Source organism: Shewanella sp. YQ_9 (assembly GCF_043103185.1).
Lineage (GTDB): Bacteria > Pseudomonadota > Gammaproteobacteria > Enterobacterales > Shewanellaceae > Shewanella > Shewanella algae.
Genome location: NZ_JBICJO010000034.1, coordinates 22,753 through 41,760 on the forward strand (window position 1 = coordinate 22,753; position 19,008 = coordinate 41,760).

Genomic DNA, 19,008 nt, shown 5'->3' on the forward strand with positions numbered 1-19,008 from the left:
TCAGCCCACCACTTGCGGGATCCTGTGAACCATCTCGATAAAGAAATCCATCATGGTGCGCACCAGCCAGTGACCGATAAACATCAGTGCAAACAGGGTCATCAAGAGCCTGGGCAGAAAACTCAGAGTCTGTTCGTTAATGGAGGTAGCCGCCTGAAACACTGCCACAATCAAGCCTATAATCAACCCGGGCACCACTATGGCCGAAACCATCATCACGATCACCGCCAGGGCTTCGCGGAAAATGTCGATCAGTGACTCGGGAGTCATCTGCGCCTCCTATAAACCGAAGCTGCCGGCGAGAGTGCCCATCACCAGGGTCCAGCCATCAACCAGTACAAACAGCATGATCTTGAACGGCAAGGAAACAATCATGGGGGATAACATCATCATACCCATGGCCATCAGAATACTGGCCACCACCAAATCCAGCACCAGAAAAGGCACAAACAGCATAAAACCTATCTGGAATGCGGTCTTGAGCTCACTGGTGATAAAGGCCGGGATCACCACTGTCATAGGAGCATCTTCAGGGTTGTTGATGTTCTGGTAGCCGGAGATCTCAATAAAGGAGTTGAGATCTGTGGTGCGGGTTTGTGACAACATAAACTTTTTCAGCGGCGATTGTCCGGCATCGAATGCTTGCTGCAAGGTCATGCTGTCATTCATGTACGGCTGCACCGCGTCATCATAGATGCGGTCAAACACAGGCGCCATGATAAAGAAGGTCATAAACAGGCTCATACCGATAAGAACCTGATTGGAAGGGGTTTGTTGCAGGCCTATAGCCTGCCGCAGGATAGACAAGACCACTATGATACGGGTGAAAGAGGTCAGCATGATCACCATGGCCGGCAGGAAACTCATGGCGGTCATCAGCAGCAGGATCTGCATGGTCACCGAATACTGAGTCGAGCCATCCGGCCCAGTAGTCACGGTTACCGCCGGAAACAGCGAATCCTGAGCCTGGGCAAAGCCCGGCAGCAGCATCAGAGGTAATAGCAGCAGTGGCCAATATTTCATGATGGTTTCACCCTGGCCTGCCTGAGCTTGGCGGCGAAGCTCTCATTGTCTATGGTCACCGGCCGCTCCAGCTTATCTACCAAAGAGACTTGCGCCGCAGTGACTCCCAGCAGGTATTGCTGCCCATCCAGTTCCACCAATACCAGCTTCTCTTTCTGCCCAAGTGGGGTAACTGCCAGCGTCTTGATAGCCGATTGACTGCCCGGCACCAGATTGAGGCGTTTCACCAGATAGGCCAGCACAAAAATCAACGCCAGCACTAGGATAAGCCCGCCCATCATGCTGGCCATGGTCGCCAGGCTGCTGCCACCGTCGTGAGTCAAGGCGGTTGCCGCCTGGGTCGTCGTTTGAGTCATAGCCACCGGCTTATTTGAGTTTCTTGATACGTTCTGTCTGGCTTATCACATCCGTCAGACGAATACCGAACTTGTCGTTGACCACTACCACTTCGCCGTGGGCAATCAAGGTGCCATTGACCATCACATCCAGAGGTTCACCGGCGACTCTATCCAGCTCCACTACCGAGCCCTGGTTGAGCTGCAACAAATTGCGGATACTGATAAAACTGCGCCCCACCTCCATGGAGATAGTCACGGGGATATCCAAAATGGTATCCAGTTTGGCGGCTTCCTCTTCAGACAAGGGTTTGGCATCGCTCTTGAGCTCATCCAAATCAACCGCCTTGGCCTCCTCTTCAGCCTGCTCGGCCATGGCGGCAGCCCAATCGTCCATCTCTTCAGTACTCATTCTCTATCACCTTATATATCCGAGATATCCTTGGATTTACCCTTGCGGGTTACCAGCTGCAGTTCGGTCTTGACCGTTTCCGGACGCGGGATCTTGTCGCAGATCTTCAGCGCCAGGTTTTCCCTTACCCGCCCCAGCTTACATCTGTAGGTAGGCAAGTCCTCAATCTTCATCACTATATGCTCAGGCAACTCAACCGGGATCACATCACCGGCCTTGAACTCCATTACTTCCCTGAGAGTCATCTCTTTTTCAAGCAGACGTGCATCCAGCCCCACTTCGACATCCATGATCTCGTCTTTCAGCGCCTGAGACCAGCGCATATCGGTATCTTGCTTGTCGCTTTGAACCCCGGCGTCCAGCAGTTCCCGAATGGGTTCGATCATAGAATAGGGCATGGTAATGTGAAAATCGCCACCGCCGCCGTCCACTTCAATATGGAAAGAATTGACCACCACCACTTCGGTCGGGCTGACAATGTTGGCCATCGCCGGGTTAACTTCTGAATCCAGATAGTCGAATTCGACATCCATCACAGGCGCCCAGGCATCTTTGTAATCTTCAAAGATAATCTTCAGCAACAGCTGTACTATGCGCCGCTCTGTCGGGGTAAATTCCCGCCCTTCGATCTTGGCATGAAAGCGGCCATCGCCACCAAAGAAGTTATCCACCAGAATAAACACCAATCTGGCTTCCATGGTAATCAGCGCCGTCCCCTTGAGTGGACTGAAGCGCACCATATTCAAACTGGTGGGCACAAACAGAGTGTGCACATACTCACCAAACTTGAGCATTTGCACGCCGTTAATGGAGACTTCGGCTGCCCGGCGCATCATGTTGAACATGCTGATCCGCAGGTGACGGGCAAAGCGCTCGTTGACAATTTCCAGGGTCGGCATCCGGCCACGGACGATACGATCCTGTGAAGAAAAGTCATAGGATTGGGCGTCGTGTCCCGACTCCTGGGCATCCTCTTCTTCGACGTCGTCCACGCCATGAAGCAGCGCATCAATTTCGTCTTGGCTTAATAAATCACTCACGATATTGCCTTCGCCTCTTGTCCCTGTTACTGCATCACAAAGCCGGTGAACAGCACTTTCTCAACGACTTTACGGCCGGTAACCGGTTGCAGTGTGTTTTGTACATTGAGCAGCGCCAACTGTCTGAGCTCATCCTTGCCCGCCTGGCTGCTGAGCTTTTCAACATCGGCACCGCTGAAAGTGGTCAGCAGTGCATCTTCAATCAAGGGAATATGCTTCTTGAGAGTGACATCGTCATCACTGCCACGCACCATGAGCTGTACCTTTATCTCCACCAGCCTGGAACGGTTAGCCCCCGGCAGATTGAACAGAAATGGTCTGGGCATGGCCACATAGAAGGCTTCCCTGCTGTTATTGGCCTGAGCTTCTTCGGTTACCTGCTCACCTTCGGCCGCATCGACCGCAGCGTCATCTGAACCGCCCAGGAAAAACCACAAGCCAGCACCGACCAGCAGCAACACCACCAAACCAATGCCGCCGAAGATAAAGAGTTTCTTTTTGCTTTTGGGCGCCGGCGCCTCTTGCAGCTCAAGCTCTTCTTGCTCTGCCATTCTCTACCCTTTCCCTTAATCAACCGCAATGCCCGCGGAAAATACCATCCCTATAGGTTACCTGCTCAGGCGTAATAATCTATACCCGAGCCATAACTTGTTGTGTGATTTGTGCTTTGTGCCGTTTCTTCGGCGGAAATTTCACCATTGGTGCCCTCTTGGGCAAACCCACCGCCATTGCCACCTTGCTGCTCGCCTTGCTCCCGACCACCTTGAGAGATGTGGCTATCGGCCAGGTTCATTCCCTGCTCCTGCAGCATTTCTCTCAATCTGGGCATGGCCTGTTCCAGCATATCCCGGGTTTGTGGTTGGGTGACATGGAACTGCACCTGAGTCTGATCACCATGCACCTGAACCCTGACCATCATGGCTCCAAGCTCTGGTGGGTCGAGACGAATTTCAGCCTGCTGCACACCATTACTGACCATGGTAATCAACTGCTGCCGCATCACGGGGGCAAAACGCTGCACCATATCGGCGGTTTGCAGTGATTGCTCCATCCCCTGCCTCAATGACAGTTGATATTGGGCCATCTCTCCCCTTTGGGGAGGCTGCAATCCTTGTTGATGCAGCTGTTGCTGGAATGGGCTGATATCTGTCTGGGTTGATGCCGCATCGCCCTTGAGCGCCTGATGTATGGCGTCACTCACAGGGCTTCGTACCTCGGCAGCAGTCTGAGTACCTTTCACCTCAGCCTTGAGTAAGCTGGCGAGAACATCCTTGGCTGCAGCTTTGTCACTCTTGCCGTCAGCGCCAACAGACATTGCCGCCGCGGCCACCGCAGCACCCAAGTTGCCGGCAGTATCTGTCTTGGCCTTATCGGCAATTGCGCTTTGCGCCAAGATCTTGTCACTCCTTTCCTCAGCGGCATTGAGCACAGCTTCACGAACCACTGCAGCCATACCATCCTGAGTCGCCGCCTTACGCGTTGACTTATCAGCATCCGGCCAACCCATTTGTTGCTCGCCTTCCTGAGACTTGGCCTTTTCCGCTGTTGCAGCCGCCTTGTCGAGAGCCAGCAAAGGAGCATCTATAGTTTCATCCTCTGCTTTGCTATCGCCTTTGCTTGCCGCTTTCTCATCTGTATCGTCCAGTTTGGCACTGTCTTCTTCACTCTCGTCGCCTTCGTCAGCGGCAATCATCTCTGCGCCGTCCAGACTATCTGTCACTACCATGCCAAGCTCGGCACTCCCCTGCTTGAGGTTTTCCAAGAGCTTCATCTGCTCTTCGGGAGACATGGCCTTGATCTCATCTTCTTTGAGCCCGGTGAGAGCGGCAATCTGTTTCAGCAGGCTCACCTCATCCACTTCGGTGACTATGGTGCCGTCTTCAGACGGCAATTTCTTGCCCATGGCTATCTGCCCCAGAATAAGCGAGACATCGACGGCCTGCTCAGCTTGGGCACCTTCTCTGTTAAGACTGCCAGCGGTAAATCCCGGCTTGGCGCCTTGCGAGTCGAACGAAAACTTAGCCTGCGCCTCTTGATAAGCGGCGAAAAAAGCTTCGTTATCAGTAGATTGTAGTGCATCTGTGGCGGAAACTCCCTTGCCGCCCGCATTGCCGATCAGGATATTGGATAACTGCTGCATGCCTTCCTCCAGCACCTAGGCCCTCAATAGATAAAGATAGGCCGAGTCAGAATTAATGTCTCTGTCTCAAACAAAGCAAAATTCACGCCAACAAAAAATATAGAATGAATATTAAGGAATTGTCCGGGAATGGATGTCGGAATGGGCTCAATGGTTGAGCTTGCGACGGAAAAACTGCTGGGAAGCAAACTCATCGATGAGTTTCTGCTCTTGTTTGGCGGCTTTGGCTTCGGCCTGCAGGGCTTTTTTCTCCAACAACATCTCCACCGCCTTACGCTTTTGCTGCTTCTCCAGCCAATGTTGCTGTCTATAGCCCCGCTGCTTATCGGCCTCGGCGACCACGGCAAGTTGTTGCCCTATGGCATCATCTACCTGACGCACAAATCGATGAAACTGCTGGTAATAGGAGGCGCCAATGCTCTGCCCCTGCTGGGCATCGAGTTGCTTCATATAGTCGAGACGGTATTCCTGCAGCGCCTGCAGCTGAGATTTACGCCTCTGGCATTCCATTTGCGCGGCTTTAAGCTGCAGCGCCGCCTGCTCTTCGGCTTCGACCGCCAGTTTCAACACTGTGTGCAAAGGATCGGATTTAGCCATCTGTAGTATTATTCCTTAAAATTGCCTGCCTTACGGGCCTTAACCCGGCTCTCTATTGAGATCAGGCTCCCCTATTGTCACTGCATTTTTGTCGAGCACGCAAACTCCCGCACTGAATGGCATTACACCTTACATTGGGCAGCAAGCTGCCCCAACATTTGCTGGCAATCGCTGAAACTAATGGCATCGCGCATCCCCTGCCGCAAAAAGGCGTTCATGGCGGGTTGCAGGCGTATGGCGTTGTCGATACGCGGATCCGAGCCTTGGGAATAGGCACCAATGGAGATCAGATCCCGGTTTTGCTGATAGAGCGAATAAACCTGCTTGACGCGCCGCATCGCTTCCAGGTGCGCCTCGCTTATCACCATAGGTGCCACCCGACTGATGGAAGCTTCAATGTCTATCGCCGGATAATGCCCTGAGTCGGCCAAGGCCCGTGACAACACTATGTGACCGTCCAAAATGGCCCGCGAGGCATCGGCAATGGGATCTTGCTGATCGTCCCCTTCGGTAAGCACAGTATAAAAGGCAGTGATCGAGCCCTGCCCTTCACCGCCATTACCGGCGCGCTCCACCAAACGGGGCAACTTGGCAAATACTGAAGGCGGATACCCTTTGGTTGCCGGCGGCTCACCGACCGCCAGGGCGATTTCCCGCTGCGCCTGGGCGTAACGGGTCAGGCTATCCATCAACAGCAGGACGTCATAGCCGAGATCGCGAAAATACTCGGCTATCCGAGTCGAGGTTTCGCAGGCACGAAGGCGCATCAAAGGGGAGGTATCGGCCGGGGCGGCTATGACCACAGAGCGGGCCCGCCCCTCTGCGCCCAGGATCTCTTCGATAAACTCTTTCACCTCCCGGCCACGCTCCCCCACCAGGCCAACCACAATAATGTCGGCCGTGGTGCCACGGGTCATCATGCCAAGGAGCACACTCTTACCCACGCCGGAGCCGGCAAAGAGCCCCATACGTTGGCCCTTGCCCACGGTAAGCATGGCGTTGATGGCCCTGACGCCTACATCGAGCGGTTCGGTAATCGCCCGTCTGGCCAAGGGATTGATTGCCGGGCTATGGCGCGAGGCTTGTTCGTCTGTGTGCAGGGCGCCCATACCATCGAGCGGCTGGCCGTTACCGTCCAGCACCCGACCAAGAAGACTCAAACCAACACTGAGCCCGGTTTGTTCACCGAGCGGCATCACTTTGGCGCCGGGCAGCACACCCCTGAGTTCTTCCACCGGCATCAGATACAATAGCTCATCGTCAAAACCTATCACCTCGGCAATAAGCTTACCCGCCATGGTATCTATGGCACAGAGACTGCCGACCGGCGCCCGGCAACCACTGGCTTCCAGCGTCAGGCCAACCACCCGCACCAACTGGCCACTGGCAACCGCTTGAAACGGCGCCTGCTTTTCGGCCAAGTGTTTGAGTTCACTCAGCAGTTGGCTTCGGCGCTGCTGCATCATGAGTGTCTCCTTCGATGGGCTGTTCGCCCTCTTGGCTTGCGGTCTCGGCCTTGTCGCTCACAGCGGCTGTTTGTTCATATGCAAGGGTTTGCTCCTGCTCGCTGTCCTGTGGCGGCGGGCTTGGCCTATCGTCTATTGCGGCCTGCTGCTGGGCGGCCTTTTTCGCCAACATGGATTGTTCGGCTTCAAGATTGGCAAACACCCCTTCCAAACGGGTTTCCAGGCGCATATCCACTTGCGAGCGTTGGCTATCCACCACACAATCACCACGATTGAGACCGGGATCGGCTTCCAGTGTCCAGCGGTTACGTGTCAGTTGCTCTTCACCGTAGAGCTCGCTGACCAAAGCCATATCTTCCGGGTGCAAACGCAGATTCACTTTCTGCTCTTTGAGTGGCAGGGCATCTATCCCTTGCCTGAGCGCCGCCAGTATATGTTCCGGGTGGGTCTTCAGCTCATGGGCTATGAGGTTGCGCGCCAAAGTGCCGACCAAGGTCAGTAAAGATTCTTCTATCTGGGTATCCAGCAGCGCCAGCGGCGCCTCGAACTGAGCAAGCAAGGCGTCGAAACGCTCTATCATGACGGCGGCCTGTTGCAAGCCTTCTTCCCGGCCTTGCTCAAGTCCCTGGGCAAAACCTTCACTGTGGCCCTGCTCCAAGCCCTGAAGACGGCCTTCCTCCAGGCCTTTGGCCAGCCCTTGTTCCTTGCCTTCGGCAAAACCTTCCTGCTCGGCTTGCTCGCGGATAGATTCGATTTCAGCCAAAGTCGGTGGTGATACAGCCTCTTCGGCGGTCTTGGGCTCTATACGTCCAGGCTTATAGCCAAACAGATTACTCGGCTTAAGCGGCATGGCGTCACCCACATCGGGCAACTGCCAATTAACAAACTCGTCCGCTTCATCCGGCGGCAAAATGTTGTGGGACACCTTTTTGTCTGTCATTCAAACTCGCCTGTCAGAGGAATTCTTCACTGCCGCCGCCGCCGAGCATAATCTCTCCGGCATCGGACAAGCGACGGGCGATGGACAATATCTCTTTCTGGGCCACTTCCACTTCGCTGATACGAATTGGCCCCATGGCCTCGAGATCGTCACGCAGCAATTCGGCGGCACGTTTGGACATATTGCCGAGGATCTTCTCCTTCAGTGGCTCGTCGGCGCCCTTGAGCGCCTTCATCAGTACATCCTGCTGCACTTCCCGCAGCAGCGTCTGAATGCCACGGTCGTCGACATCGATCAGGTTTTCGAACACGAACATCAAGTCCTGGATCTGCTGCGCCATCTCTTCGTCGGACTCGCGCAGGGTTTCCATCAGTTGGCTCTCCACCCCGGTATCCAGGTAGTTCATAATGTTGGCAGCAGCCTTCAAGCCACCCATCTTGGCCGCCTGGGCGCCACCCTGACCGGCAAACTGTTTCTCCATGATGTCGTTCAGCTCCTGCAGTGCTGCAGGTTGCACCTCTTCGAGGTTGGCGATACGCATCATCAAATCGAGACGGGTGTTTTCCGGGAACTGGGCAAAGATTTCCGCCGCCTGATCCGGTTCAAGATAGGACAAAACAATGGTTTGGATCTGTGGGTGTTCGTTCTGGATAATAGTCGCCACCTGTCTGGCGTCCATCCACTTGAGCGAGTCGAGGCCTTTGGCGCCACTGCCCATGACAATCTGCTCGATAAGATTACCGGCCTTGTCTTCACCCAATGCGGTAGTCAGTGCCTTACGCACAAACTCTTCGCTGTTAAAGCCTATGGAGGAGTATTTCTGGATATCATCCAGAAACAGCTTGTGAACCGCAACCACCTTCTCCTGGCCGAACTCCTGCATGGCCGCCATGGCCATACCCACCTTTTGAACCTGTTTGGGTTCCAAGTGTTTGAGAATAGAGGCCGCATCGGCTTCACTGAGACTCAGCAACAAAATGGCGGTCTTCTCAATCCCGTTGAGATTCTTGACGTCGAAGCCGCTCTCGGCTGGTTTATCCGCTTTTTTTTCAGGCATCTTCTTGCAACCAGTTCTTCACCACTTGGGTGGACAGTTCAGGTTCATTGGCCACCAGAGCACGTATGGCCTTAATCATATCATCATCTTTGTGCAGATCCGGTATCAGAATCGAACCGTCATCGGCATAGCTGTATTCACTTTCAGGGCGGTTGAGCATGCCCAGGGTGTCGGCAGCGTACTGATCTTCAATATCTGCCAGCTCATGCCCCAGCGCAGGTTCATCCGGCATATTCTGGCCATCGGGGTAGATGAGGCGCTTGAGCATGGGACGCACCACGAACAGGATAAGCACCAAAATCACCAAGGCACCTATGCCGAGTTTCATCGCCCGCCAGAACCAGGGCTGCTCCCACAGAGGCGGCTCAGGCAGGTCTTCAACCAGCTGATCCATAAAGGGCACAGTCACCACTTCTATCATGTCGCCCCTTTGGCTGTTGAAGCCAACGGCGCCTTCCAACAAGCGACGGATATTGGCCATCTCTTCACCTGTGCGAGGCACTCTGGCAACCTGACCATTTTCACCGGCAGCACCTGCCTTGTAGTCGACCGCCACTGAGACACTGACCCGGCGTACCACACCTATCTGCTGACGGGTATGGCTGATGGTGGTATCCAGCTCAAAATTACGGGTCGCTTCCCTATGGCTGTTGCCTGAAGTAACACTGCTGCTTTCTGCGGCATCGGCAGCGTTTTCAGGAATATTGGACTCCATCGGCGGCTGATTGGAAAGGGCTCCGGGGATACCGCCACTGCTGCCACCAACGCTGTTGTTTTCCACTGTCATTTCACTGCGAAGTGATGGCAGATCCGGATTGAAACGCTTGGCAGTTTGCTCGACTGCGGTGAAGTCCATGCTGACATCCACTTGAGAAGTGAAGTTTTCCGGACCGAGGATCGGCATTAGAATCGAGTCAATCTTGGTGCGGTATTCGTTTTCTTTTTGCTGCACCAGCTCAAGCTCGCGTCTGGCGCGGGCAGATACCCCATCCTGACTGCCTGAGTTCAGCAAGCGGCCGTTGGAGTCTGTCACTGTAACCCGGCTGGGTTCCATGCCATGAACCGCTGAGGCAACGATATCGACTATCGCATCAACCTCTTCCTGTCCCAAACCGCCCCTACGGGTATTGACCACCACTGTGGCACTGGGTTTGGCGCGATTGCGGGCGAACACATTTTCCTTCGGCAGCGCCAGGATCACCTTGGCACGGCTGACACTATTGAGCTCTTCAATCGCCCGCGCCAGGTTCATCTCCTGACTCTGCTTCAGCCTGGCCTGTTCCATCCGCTGACTGACACCAAAGCCGGAATCCTGGCTCAGATAATCCTTGGCCTCGGCACTGGAATCTATGCCGGCGCGGCTCAGCATCATCTTCACGTCCTGATACTTGTCTTCAGGCACAGTGATCACATCGACTTCAATCTTGTACGGTACCCGGTTCTTATCCAGCACATCGAGTACCTGCACCATCTCCTGGGTATCCATCTTGCCCAGTGGCCGATATTCTGGCTCCTGGGCCCAGATCATCACAAATACCGCCAGAGCCAGACAGATAGCCAATGCCAGGATCATGGTGATCTGCCGCAGCATATCCACTCCCCCGAGGGAGCCCAATACACCCGACTTGTTTTCCTGTTGGACCCCTTCCAGCGTTGTTCCACCGGCGGAAACATTGGATCCTGCTACTAATTCTGTGCTCACGGTGCGTTCCTGTTATCCGGGATCTGTGATGCAAGCATGCCTTAAACAGGCATGCTCATAATCTCTTTGTAGGCTTCGACCAGCTTGTTGCGCACCTGCACTGTGGCCTCGAATGCGACGCTGGCTTTCTCGCGGGCAATGACAGTGTCAGACAGAGACACTGTGGTGTCGCCCATCTCCAGCCGGGTGGCCAGATTGGATGATGTGCTTTGCAACTCACTGACATTGCCTACGGCCTGGGCCAGTAATTGGCCGAAATCAGTTCCTGTGGTATTGCCCACCTGGCGTACAGGCGAAGACTGAAATCCCGTTGGGGCAATTTCACCTTTAAGTGATTGCATTTCTTGCAATAAAGAATTGGCACCTATTTGCATCTTCTCACTCCTGTCGTCAGCGAATTGACGAAAAATCTGGGTTACCAGACTCTATGCAATTAGTTTGCCAAAAATGGAATAGTCAAAGTTAAGCTAAGTAAACGCCCTGAATTCACCCAGGGCCTGAAGAAAAACAATGGAATTGGAAAGCGGCCTAACGGCCGCTTTGGAGATGACTCAGGCGGGCACCTCTATGCCCATCTCGCGCATGCGCGCCATCTTGTATCTGAGAGTGCGGGCGCTGATCCCCAATTTCTCTGCCACCAGTTTGCGACTGCCCTGACACTGGGCCAGAGTCTCGAGAATAATCACATGCTCCTGAGCCTTGAGCTCATCACCGAGCGCTTCAGGCGTTTCCGGGGCCGTGGTCTCTCCCAGAGCAACATCCTGCAAATCGATAATAATATCGCCCGCTTCTATCTGCCCTTGACTCAAGATCAACGCCCGCTGGATCACATTATCCAGCTCACGGACATTCCCCGGCCAGCGGTGGGCCAACAAACGCCGCACTGCAGCATCGCTGAGAGCTGGAACCGGGTTAATCGCCGCGTTTTCAGCGTGACGTGCCAACAGATGTTTGGCCAATGGGATGATATCCGCCGGTCTTTGGTTCAGTGCCGGCCAGGCAAGCGGAAACACATTGATCCTGTAATAAAGGTCTTCGCGAAACTCGCCCTTGGCCACCATATCTTTTAGATCCCGGTTGGAGGTTGCCAGCACCCGGACATCGAGCTTGATGGTCTTGCGCCCCCCCAAACGTTCAACCTCGCGCTCCTGCAGTACCCGCAGCAGCTTGGCCTGCAATGCCAGCTCCATCTCGGAAATTTCATCGAGCAACAGGGTGCCGCCATGAGCCTGTTCAAACTTACCGGGGCAAGCCTGATAAGCCCCGGTAAAGGCGCCTTTCTCGTAGCCAAACAAGGTGGCTTCCAGCATATTTTCCGGGATGGCGGCACAGTTAATCGCCACAAAAGGCCCGTCAGGCCTTTGGCTGTGCTGATGAATGTAGCGAGCCAGCACTTCTTTACCCGAACCGCTGGGGCCACTTATCATCACAGAGGCTTCTGAGGCGGCCACCCGCTGCGCCAGTGCCAGCAAGGCCAGGCTCTTTTCATCGGCCACCACTGGGCCGCCGCTAACCACCTTGGGGCGTAAATAGCGACTCACCTGATTGAGCAATACCTGAGGGGCAAACGGCTTGGCGAGATAATCCACGGCCCCCAGCTTGATTGCGCTGACGGCATTGTCGATGGTGGCATAGGCTGTCATCAACAGGATCGGCAGCTGCGGATGTTGCTGACGCAGATAATCCAGCAGCCCCATACCGCCGATACCTTCCATCTGCACATCGCTTATCACCATATCAAAACGATTACCTTTCAAAGCGGTTATCGCTTCTTCGGCGCTGGCGACATCGACGCACTCATAACTGGCGAGCAGCAAGGTATCGAGCAGTGCTTCCCGAAGCGCGGCATCGTCTTCCACCAACAAAATTTTTGCTTCGCTCATGCCACGCCTCCTTGAGAGTCTGTCGTTAACGGGAATGTCAGCGTGACGGTACAACCTGCACCCAGCTTACAGCTGAGGTCCAATTTGCCGCCGTGGCTGCGCACCACTGACTGCACCACCGCCAGCCCAAGCCCTGTGCCCTGACGCTTGGTGGTGAAAAAAGGCTCCAGCACCTGCTTTTGCATCTTGCTGTCCAGGCCCTTGCCGTTATCTATTACATCAAGGCGGAGTGCCTGATCGCAGCTCAGGCGCAAAATGACTCTTGTGGCGCCGGCTTCCAGGCTATTGATCACCAGATTATTGATGGCAGAACTCAAGCCATGAAGATTAACCTGCATCTCGCTATCGCCTTCAATTTGCAGGCTCAATTCAACATTTTGCCTGGCAGCGATGGGCTCACAGTTGGCCATGACTTTTTCCAGCACCGTCGAGAACGGCACTCTGTCGCAGGCTTCCTCTTGCTTACCTTTGGCAATCAGCAACATATCATTGACCTGCTGCTCCAGCTCGGAAAGCCGGTCGAGCAATTTGCCCTGAAAACGCTCTCTGGAGCCTGCATCCAGCCTTGGACTGCCCAAGTTGGCGGCATAGAGTAAAGCGGCAGACAAAGGGGTGCGTATTTGATGCGCCAGAGTGGCGACCATTTTCCCGAGTGCAGACAAGCGTTCAAGGTGGGAAAGGTTTTGCTGCAACAGTCGGGTTTCGGTGAGATCGGTCAGCATAATCAGCTGCCCCTGCTCCGGGGTCAGAGGCGTAATAGCCAGCTTCACCCGGCGGCCATTACGCAGGGAAACTTCATGACCATCGTCTTTTTGCGGCGCGAAGGCGCGATTGATGATAGTCAGCCAGCGCTGACCAACCAGAGGAACACCCAACAAAGATTCGGCAACCGGGTTGGCTTCACTGACCAAGCCGTCACCGTTGAGGATAACGACGCCCGAAGGCATGGCCTGCAGAATATGCTCCATACGATTGGACATATTGGCGGCTTCCCTTACCGGGATCCATTCGCGGCCATGATGAGAGATGGTTTCGAGCTGAGCCAGTGGGCTTGCAGACATATTAACCCCGTCAAAAATACGATGCTGACAGGGTTAATGCAGAGTTTATGCCAATTTAAAAATCTAAATTATCAGTAGCTTAGTCTTTACTCATGCCGTATTTGCGCATTTTCTCCACCAAGGTGGTGCGGCGAATACCCAGCATTTCAGCGGCGCGGGCAACGACGTTGTCCTGCTGATCCAGCGCCTGACGTATCATGTCGATTTCCAATTCGGCCAAGAGATCCTTGAGATTGACCCCTTCCGGAGGCAACTCACTGGGGAAACGGGTCTCTGGCAGATCGACCGGCTCTTCGTCATTGAAGATGGATGCCAAGGCATCACGTTCCAGTTGCTCTTCACTGACCTCGACCGAATACTCGGGCACATCGATATGGCGATACTTGACCGGCAGGTCGTTAACATCGACCAGGCCGCCCGGATAGAGGATAGTCAACCTTTCTACCAGATTGGACAGCTCGCGGACATTGCCCGACCAGGCGTGTTCCTTGAGAGAGTCGATGGCGCGTTGGGTAAAGCGCACCCGTCCCTTGCCTTCGTTGAATACCCGACTGACCAACTCCTGCAGCAGCAGCGGAATATCATCCCGACGCTCACACAGAGGTGGCATTTCGATGGGGAACACATTGAGGCGATAGAAGAGATCTTCGCGGAATTCACCGCCTTCAATCATGGTTTCCAGATCTCTGTGGGTCGCAGCTACCACTCGCACATCGGCGGTAATCGCCTTATTGCCACCCACACGTTCAAATACTCTTTCCTGCAACACCCGCAGCAGCTTGACCTGCATCTGCAGCGGCATATCACCTATCTCATCGAGGAACAGGGTGCCGCCTTCGGCCAGCTCAAAACGTCCCTTACGGGCACTGATAGCACCGGTAAAGGAGCCTTTCTCATGGCCAAACAGTTCACTTTCCAACAGCTCAGGTGGAATGGCGCCGCAGTTGACCGGAATAAAAGGGCCATCGCGACGCTCTGAAAGATAATGAATATTACGGGCGACCACTTCCTTGCCGGTACCAGAGGGCCCGAGCACCAGCACAGTGGCATCAGATCCCGAAACCTGGTTAATCAGATGGCGCACATTGGCAATGCCGTCGCTGCGCCCTACCAGGCTGCGGAACAGCTTGGTCTGGTTGGCACTGGTTGGTACCTGTGGCCGCTTGACCTGACCAAAGACCTGGCAAAAATGCAACAGTTCGGTCAGTTGGGAATAGCTGAGAGGTTCTTCAATCTTGCCGAGTAGATTGGAAGGATTGGCATTGCTGTGCCCCAACAGCAACATAGGCTGCCATGGCAGTTTAAGCATCAGTGACTGCAGCGCCTCGTCCTCTATGCCGTCACTGACCAATATCATGGCCCGACATCGAGTTTCCGGAGATTGCGCGTCGATAGCCTCGGGAGCCACAACTTCCACTTGCTCACCAATAAACTCTAAAACACAAGATAAGCGACTGGTGCGCTCAGAGGGGTTTCCGACAAGTAAAATTCGTTGATCTGTATGCATCATTCAGTGGGCCGCTAAGCTTTGGCAATTATGGATTCGCATTAATTATTAGTGTTAGTTGCTCTGGAAAGTCTGGCAATGCTTTCTTCACATACTCAGCTAAATTTGTAGCAATGCTGAATATTGTATTATCGGCACGATATAAGCAAGCCTAGGATGGCTTTTCTGCCTAACCCTTCCTGATTTTAGTCCAAATTCAGCACTTAAGAGCTAATATCGTCAATTAAATGGCGCAAGTCAAAAAGGCGCCAAAGGCGCCTTTATCTCGAATGGTTAATAACTCAACGGTTTTCTTCGTGAGCCGTAAGGTGATGTTTATCAGCGGGAATGGCATCCCAGGCTTCTTTGATGTCCCGCAGCACGGCCGCAACATCATCCAGCGCCTGAACATCATTATTCAGATTGGCCTCAGAGATACGCCGCAGCATAAAGTCGTAAAGGTTGCTGAGATTCTTGGCTATCTCACCACCGGCTTCCATATTCAGGCTGTTGCTGAGACCTGTGATAATACCAATCGCCTTGTTGATGAAAATTCCCTTGGACGACTGGTCGCCTTGCTCTATGGCGTAACGACTCTGGGCAATACGCTCCAATGCGCCGTTGAACATCAACTGAATGATCCTGTGCGGTGATGCAACTGAGATTTCACTCTCCAATGACACCTTACGATAAGACTGTAGCGACCCTCTCATAAATACCTACCTATTTGCATCTATAGACTTGTAAACATTGACCTGACGTTTGTTCTGACTCCTGAGCGCCAATAGCTCCTGCCTTTGTTGGCGTATCGCTTTGGCATGCTGCTCAAAAGTGGCAGTCAGCTCCAATTGCTCCTCTAGCAACTCAGGACTCTGCACTTCCTCTATCAGGGTCTGGAGCAAAGTTTGACGCCTGCTTACCAGCTCTTGCAAATTAGAGACCAACTCGTCAGTTTTTTCATCCTCGGCGGGAATTGTCAGTAAACAATCCAGAGCCCGGCGCAACAATTCGTTGATCTGATTCAGTTCTTCAGTTACCTGCATCTTTTATCCCAATCAGCTACTCTTCTTGACGACACCCGGCAAGGAGTTCAGGGCACCGATAACGTTCTGTCCCTGTGCTGACAACTGGCCAACCACCAGATCCATGGCGTTGAACTGCTTGGTCAATCTGGCTTCCAGCAACTCCATTTTAAGGGCAAAGGCCTCACGCTGATCCGCAAGACGTTGCTTATCGCCGGTATAGGCCTGATTGCGGGTGTCTATTACACCACCGGCCTTGACGTAGGTCGTGGCCAATTCATCCATGGCGTTGGCTAGGCCGGTATCCTTGGTGGAAAACAGCGCTTCGACCCCGTCCATATTGGTCTTGATGGCCTCATCAAGCTTGGCATCATCAATCGAGAGTTTGCCATATCTGTCGGTTTTAATGCCAATATCATAGAGTGCAATAGTACCGTCGGCCGTCGCCACCCTGTCACTGATCCCGGAGCGTAACTGAGATTCCAGTGAGCGGATCATGGAGTCCCCCTGCAGCGCTGCAGCCTCTTTTTTGTCTACATCATAGGCCGAGAGCTTTTCTATCGAGGTGATCAGGCTATTGTAGGCATCAACAAAACCTTTGACGTTTTCTTTAACCGCATCGGTATCCTGAGCTATGGTCAGCTTGGTGGTCTTGTTGACATCAGCATCAGTGAGGTTGAGCGTCACGCCGGGGATGGCGTCTTTCACTTCATTGGATTGGGAGGTCAGCTTCTGGCCGTCAATATAGAGTACGGCGTTGCTGGCAGCCTGGATCTCTTCAAGATTACCGGCACCAAACATATCTGAAAGCCCGGTACCTGAAGTATCAGTTGCGGTTACGCTTATCTGGTTATCCGTGCCTTCTTTGTCGGAGCTGAATACCAAACGGCTGCCGGCATCACTGGTAATGACAGTGGCGGTAACCCCCGAATTATCGGCATTGGCATTCACTTTTTTGGCAATATCTTCAAGCGAATCTGTGGCTTCCACATCGACGCTGAAATTCTCGCCATTGACCGCAAATTGTAGGCTTCCTTCACCGACCGCGGCACTGGCATCGGCGGTGGCAGCACCGGCAACCTTGTGTTGCTGTGCCAAGGCCTCAATCTTGATGTTGTAGGAGCCGGGCAAAGAGTTTTTACCTGCAGTGGCAGTAAAGAAATCTTCGTTGCCCAAGGTGACAGTACGTTGATTCAAGGCGCCGCCATCCTGGAGCTTTTTCAGCGCATCCTGGAACTTGGACAGCTGGCTCTTGAGGGTTCCTATGGCAGAAACCTTGGCATCTATCGTATCTTCGGTCTTATTGAAAATCGCCTCTTTAGGCACTTTCTCGGCGTCAACCAAGACCTTGACGATCTCGGTAATATTGAGCCCCGACCCCAAACCTGTTGCTGTTAATGCCATATCAACCTCTATCTCACGTTAAGCCTTTTAGGCTTCCGTCTTCATCAGCAGTCCTGCTACTTCTGAAAGTTTAGCAGCCAGCTCCAAAGCTTCCTCGCTGGGGATCTGTCTTATCACATCCCCTGAGTCTACATCCATCACGCTGACAACGTGAGTACCGGATGTTTCGTCCACTTTGAATGCCAGTCCCTTGCGCATCATAGACATGGTATTGGAGAGTTCTTCCGCCACCTGCTGCAGCTGCTCGGGATCTTGCTGCGCCTCCTTGTTCTGCTCAGCCTCATCGACCGGCTTGAGCAAGGCTGTCGCCTCGGTTTCCGCGTTCTTGGGGGCAGCTTCTTTCAACTGTCCCGGCTTCACTTCTGTCCTCACTGGGACAGCATTGGATAAGGTAGTAACTTCCATCGCCTATTCTCCACTCAGTTGACCTAACTGCCTTCAATATCTTCCTTCCATGAATGCAGCAAAGGGAGATCCGTTGCCGAACCTCCCTTTTACTGACGCGATAGCTAACCTGAAAGATTACAACAGTGACAGTGCAATCTGTGGCAGCTGGTTAGCTTGGGCCAGCATGGCCGAACCTGTCTGTTGCAGCACCTGGCTCTTGGTCATGGCAGAGGTTTCTTTGGCGAAATCCACGTCCACGATACGGCTCTTGGCGTCGGCAACGTTGGCCTGAGTGTTGGCGCTGTTGCTGATGTTGTGTGCCAGACGGTTCTGGATGGCACCCAACTCGGCGCGTTGTGAGTCGATGTTCTTGATAGCGGCATCGATCTTACCGATAGCTGAGTCACGACCAGCAGAAGTCAGTACAGTCAGAGAGTTAACAGAGAGAGTACCAGCGTTGGTGGTCTTCACTTTAACTGTTACATCTTCGCCATCCTGGTGACCTACCTGGAACTTTTTACCGGCAGAGAAGCTACCTGTCATCAGCTTGGTGTTACCAAAGGCGGTAGTGTTACCGATAGCTGTGATTTCAGTTGCCAGCGCATCCATTTCGTCTTTCAGCGCCTGCAAGTCAGCAGTACTGTTGGCACCGTTTTCAGACTGGATGGCCAGGTCACGCATACGTTGCAGCATGTTGGTCTGCTCCTGCATCGCACCTTCAGAGATCTGGGCGATGGAGATAGCGTCGTTGGCGTTACGCATGCCGACTTCAAGACCTTGCACCTGGCTATTCAGGCGGTTAGAAATCGCCAGACCTGCAGCATCATCTTTAGCACTGTTGATACGCAGACCACTTGACAGACGCTCCATTGAAGTAGCCAGGCTACCGTTGGAGATGTTCAGGTTTTTCTGAGCTTTCAGTGATGTTACGTTGGTGTTTACTGTAATAGCCATAATGATTTCCTCTTTACCTGGCTTGGAAAACTAGCCTGTCTTCGTTTGAGCCAGGCGGGTCTTACTGGTTACAGTATCTTTAACGGCACCCCTGTTTTG

General features: G+C 53.6%; 21 protein-coding genes. All 21 read right to left on the reverse strand.

All coding sequences use genetic code 11. The features are described 5' to 3' along the window. Window positions 1-270, reverse strand: coding sequence for a flagellar biosynthesis protein FliQ (fliQ, locus tag ACF8D4_RS10860; protein ID WP_025887440.1), 270 nt, complete (start codon window positions 268-270; stop codon window positions 1-3). A 9-nt stretch (window positions 271-279) separates the two neighbouring features. Next, the gene (gene fliP, locus ACF8D4_RS10865; protein ID WP_243756868.1) at window positions 280-990 is read right to left on the reverse strand and encodes a flagellar type III secretion system pore protein FliP; all 711 of its coding nucleotides are present in this window, start codon (window positions 988-990) and stop codon (window positions 280-282) included. 29 nt (window positions 991-1,019) lie between these two features. Then, window positions 1,020-1,379 (reverse strand): flagellar biosynthetic protein FliO, encoded by a 360-nt coding sequence (gene fliO / locus ACF8D4_RS10870; RefSeq protein ID WP_025011068.1) that lies wholly within the window; start codon window positions 1,377-1,379, stop codon window positions 1,020-1,022. A 10-nt stretch (window positions 1,380-1,389) separates the two neighbouring features. Then, on the reverse strand, window positions 1,390-1,770 hold the full coding sequence (gene fliN, locus ACF8D4_RS10875; RefSeq protein ID WP_025011067.1) for a flagellar motor switch protein FliN: 381 nt from the start codon (window positions 1,768-1,770) through the stop codon (window positions 1,390-1,392). Between the two features lie 11 nt (window positions 1,771-1,781). After that, on the reverse strand, window positions 1,782-2,810 hold the full coding sequence (gene fliM, locus ACF8D4_RS10880) for a flagellar motor switch protein FliM (protein WP_025011066.1): 1,029 nt from the start codon (window positions 2,808-2,810) through the stop codon (window positions 1,782-1,784). Between the two features lie 26 nt (window positions 2,811-2,836). Continuing rightward, entirely contained in the window at window positions 2,837-3,361 is a 525-nt protein-coding gene (gene fliL, locus ACF8D4_RS10885) for a flagellar basal body-associated protein FliL (RefSeq protein WP_208221519.1), read from the reverse strand. Window positions 3,362-3,426: 65 nt separating this feature from the next. After that, the gene (locus ACF8D4_RS10890; RefSeq protein ID WP_208221517.1) at window positions 3,427-4,950 is read right to left on the reverse strand and encodes a flagellar hook-length control protein FliK; all 1,524 of its coding nucleotides are present in this window, start codon (window positions 4,948-4,950) and stop codon (window positions 3,427-3,429) included. A gap of 147 nt (window positions 4,951-5,097) precedes the next feature. Further along, the gene (fliJ, locus tag ACF8D4_RS10895) at window positions 5,098-5,547 is read right to left on the reverse strand and encodes a flagellar export protein FliJ (protein WP_107111786.1); all 450 of its coding nucleotides are present in this window, start codon (window positions 5,545-5,547) and stop codon (window positions 5,098-5,100) included. A gap of 122 nt (window positions 5,548-5,669) precedes the next feature. Next, window positions 5,670-7,010: a flagellar protein export ATPase FliI gene (gene fliI, locus ACF8D4_RS10900; protein ID WP_028779131.1), complete on the reverse strand. Its 1,341-nt coding sequence runs from the start codon at window positions 7,008-7,010 to the stop codon at window positions 5,670-5,672. After that, window positions 6,979-7,953 (reverse strand): flagellar assembly protein FliH, encoded by a 975-nt coding sequence (fliH, locus tag ACF8D4_RS10905; protein WP_208124405.1) that lies wholly within the window; start codon window positions 7,951-7,953, stop codon window positions 6,979-6,981. Before fliH ends, fliI begins: the two co-directional genes overlap by 32 nt. A gap of 13 nt (window positions 7,954-7,966) precedes the next feature. Then, on the reverse strand, window positions 7,967-9,010 hold the full coding sequence (fliG, locus tag ACF8D4_RS10910) for a flagellar motor switch protein FliG (protein ID WP_025011061.1): 1,044 nt from the start codon (window positions 9,008-9,010) through the stop codon (window positions 7,967-7,969). Beyond that, window positions 9,003-10,712, reverse strand: coding sequence for a flagellar basal-body MS-ring/collar protein FliF (fliF, locus tag ACF8D4_RS10915; RefSeq protein ID WP_025887432.1), 1,710 nt, complete (start codon window positions 10,710-10,712; stop codon window positions 9,003-9,005). Before fliF ends, fliG begins: the two co-directional genes overlap by 8 nt. Window positions 10,713-10,753: 41 nt before the next feature. Then, window positions 10,754-11,086: a flagellar hook-basal body complex protein FliE gene (fliE, locus tag ACF8D4_RS10920; RefSeq protein ID WP_025011060.1), complete on the reverse strand. Its 333-nt coding sequence runs from the start codon at window positions 11,084-11,086 to the stop codon at window positions 10,754-10,756. A 177-nt stretch (window positions 11,087-11,263) separates the two neighbouring features. Further along, window positions 11,264-12,595 (reverse strand): sigma-54 dependent transcriptional regulator, encoded by a 1,332-nt coding sequence (locus ACF8D4_RS10925; protein WP_054744071.1) that lies wholly within the window; start codon window positions 12,593-12,595, stop codon window positions 11,264-11,266. After that, window positions 12,592-13,656, reverse strand: a complete 1,065-nt coding sequence (locus ACF8D4_RS10930) for a PAS domain-containing sensor histidine kinase (RefSeq protein ID WP_144191345.1) — start codon at window positions 13,654-13,656, stop codon at window positions 12,592-12,594. Before ACF8D4_RS10930 ends, ACF8D4_RS10925 begins: the two co-directional genes overlap by 4 nt. Before the next feature lie 79 nt (window positions 13,657-13,735). Continuing rightward, on the reverse strand, window positions 13,736-15,166 hold the full coding sequence (locus ACF8D4_RS10935; protein WP_028779126.1) for a sigma-54-dependent Fis family transcriptional regulator: 1,431 nt from the start codon (window positions 15,164-15,166) through the stop codon (window positions 13,736-13,738). Window positions 15,167-15,444: 278 nt separating this feature from the next. Further along, the gene (gene fliS / locus ACF8D4_RS10940) at window positions 15,445-15,855 is read right to left on the reverse strand and encodes a flagellar export chaperone FliS (protein WP_025011058.1); all 411 of its coding nucleotides are present in this window, start codon (window positions 15,853-15,855) and stop codon (window positions 15,445-15,447) included. Between the two features lie 6 nt (window positions 15,856-15,861). Then, window positions 15,862-16,185 (reverse strand): hypothetical protein, encoded by a 324-nt coding sequence (locus tag ACF8D4_RS10945; protein ID WP_025011057.1) that lies wholly within the window; start codon window positions 16,183-16,185, stop codon window positions 15,862-15,864. A gap of 12 nt (window positions 16,186-16,197) precedes the next feature. Continuing rightward, window positions 16,198-17,568: a flagellar filament capping protein FliD gene (gene fliD / locus ACF8D4_RS10950; protein ID WP_044734078.1), complete on the reverse strand. Its 1,371-nt coding sequence runs from the start codon at window positions 17,566-17,568 to the stop codon at window positions 16,198-16,200. 27 nt (window positions 17,569-17,595) lie between these two features. Continuing rightward, on the reverse strand, window positions 17,596-17,928 hold the full coding sequence (locus ACF8D4_RS10955) for a flagellar protein FlaG (protein ID WP_371872775.1): 333 nt from the start codon (window positions 17,926-17,928) through the stop codon (window positions 17,596-17,598). Window positions 17,929-18,090: 162 nt separating this feature from the next. After that, window positions 18,091-18,909 carry a flagellin gene (locus ACF8D4_RS10960; protein WP_025011055.1) on the reverse strand — a complete coding sequence of 273 codons (819 nt, stop codon included), beginning with the start codon at window positions 18,907-18,909 and terminating at the stop codon, window positions 18,091-18,093. Window positions 18,910-19,008: the final 99 nt, after the last annotated feature.

Excerpts from the sequence above, each read along its gene's own strand:
- ACF8D4_RS10945 (WP_025011057.1), bottom strand. The coding sequence starts at position 16,185 with ATGCAGGTAACTGAAGAACTGAATCAGATCAACGAATTGTTGCGCCGG.
- fliH (WP_208124405.1), bottom strand. The coding sequence starts at position 7,953 with ATGACAGACAAAAAGGTGTCCCACAACATTTTGCCGCCGGATGAAGCG.
- fliE (WP_025011060.1), bottom strand. The coding sequence starts at position 11,086 with ATGCAAATAGGTGCCAATTCTTTATTGCAAGAAATGCAATCACTTAAA.
- ACF8D4_RS10930 (WP_144191345.1), bottom strand. The coding sequence starts at position 13,656 with ATGTCTGCAAGCCCACTGGCTCAGCTCGAAACCATCTCTCATCATGGC.
- fliG (WP_025011061.1), bottom strand. The coding sequence starts at position 9,010 with ATGCCTGAAAAAAAAGCGGATAAACCAGCCGAGAGCGGCTTCGACGTC.
- fliJ (WP_107111786.1), bottom strand. The coding sequence starts at position 5,547 with ATGGCTAAATCCGATCCTTTGCACACAGTGTTGAAACTGGCGGTCGAA.
- fliL (WP_208221519.1), bottom strand. The coding sequence starts at position 3,361 with ATGGCAGAGCAAGAAGAGCTTGAGCTGCAAGAGGCGCCGGCGCCCAAA.
- fliN (WP_025011067.1), bottom strand. The coding sequence starts at position 1,770 with ATGAGTACTGAAGAGATGGACGATTGGGCTGCCGCCATGGCCGAGCAG.
- fliD (WP_044734078.1), bottom strand. The coding sequence starts at position 17,568 with ATGGCATTAACAGCAACAGGTTTGGGGTCGGGGCTCAATATTACCGAG.
- ACF8D4_RS10935 (WP_028779126.1), bottom strand. The coding sequence starts at position 15,166 with ATGATGCATACAGATCAACGAATTTTACTTGTCGGAAACCCCTCTGAG.
- fliQ (WP_025887440.1), bottom strand. The coding sequence starts at position 270 with ATGACTCCCGAGTCACTGATCGACATTTTCCGCGAAGCCCTGGCGGTG.
- ACF8D4_RS10890 (WP_208221517.1), bottom strand. The coding sequence starts at position 4,950 with ATGCAGCAGTTATCCAATATCCTGATCGGCAATGCGGGCGGCAAGGGA.
- fliP (WP_243756868.1), bottom strand. The coding sequence starts at position 990 with ATGCTGCTGCCGGGCTTTGCCCAGGCTCAGGATTCGCTGTTTCCGGCG.
- fliI (WP_028779131.1), bottom strand. The coding sequence starts at position 7,010 with ATGCAGCAGCGCCGAAGCCAACTGCTGAGTGAACTCAAACACTTGGCC.
- fliO (WP_025011068.1), bottom strand. The coding sequence starts at position 1,379 with ATGACTCAAACGACGACCCAGGCGGCAACCGCCTTGACTCACGACGGT.
- fliS (WP_025011058.1), bottom strand. The coding sequence starts at position 15,855 with ATGAGAGGGTCGCTACAGTCTTATCGTAAGGTGTCATTGGAGAGTGAA.
- ACF8D4_RS10960 (WP_025011055.1), bottom strand. The coding sequence starts at position 18,909 with ATGGCTATTACAGTAAACACCAACGTAACATCACTGAAAGCTCAGAAA.
- ACF8D4_RS10925 (WP_054744071.1), bottom strand. The coding sequence starts at position 12,595 with ATGAGCGAAGCAAAAATTTTGTTGGTGGAAGACGATGCCGCGCTTCGG.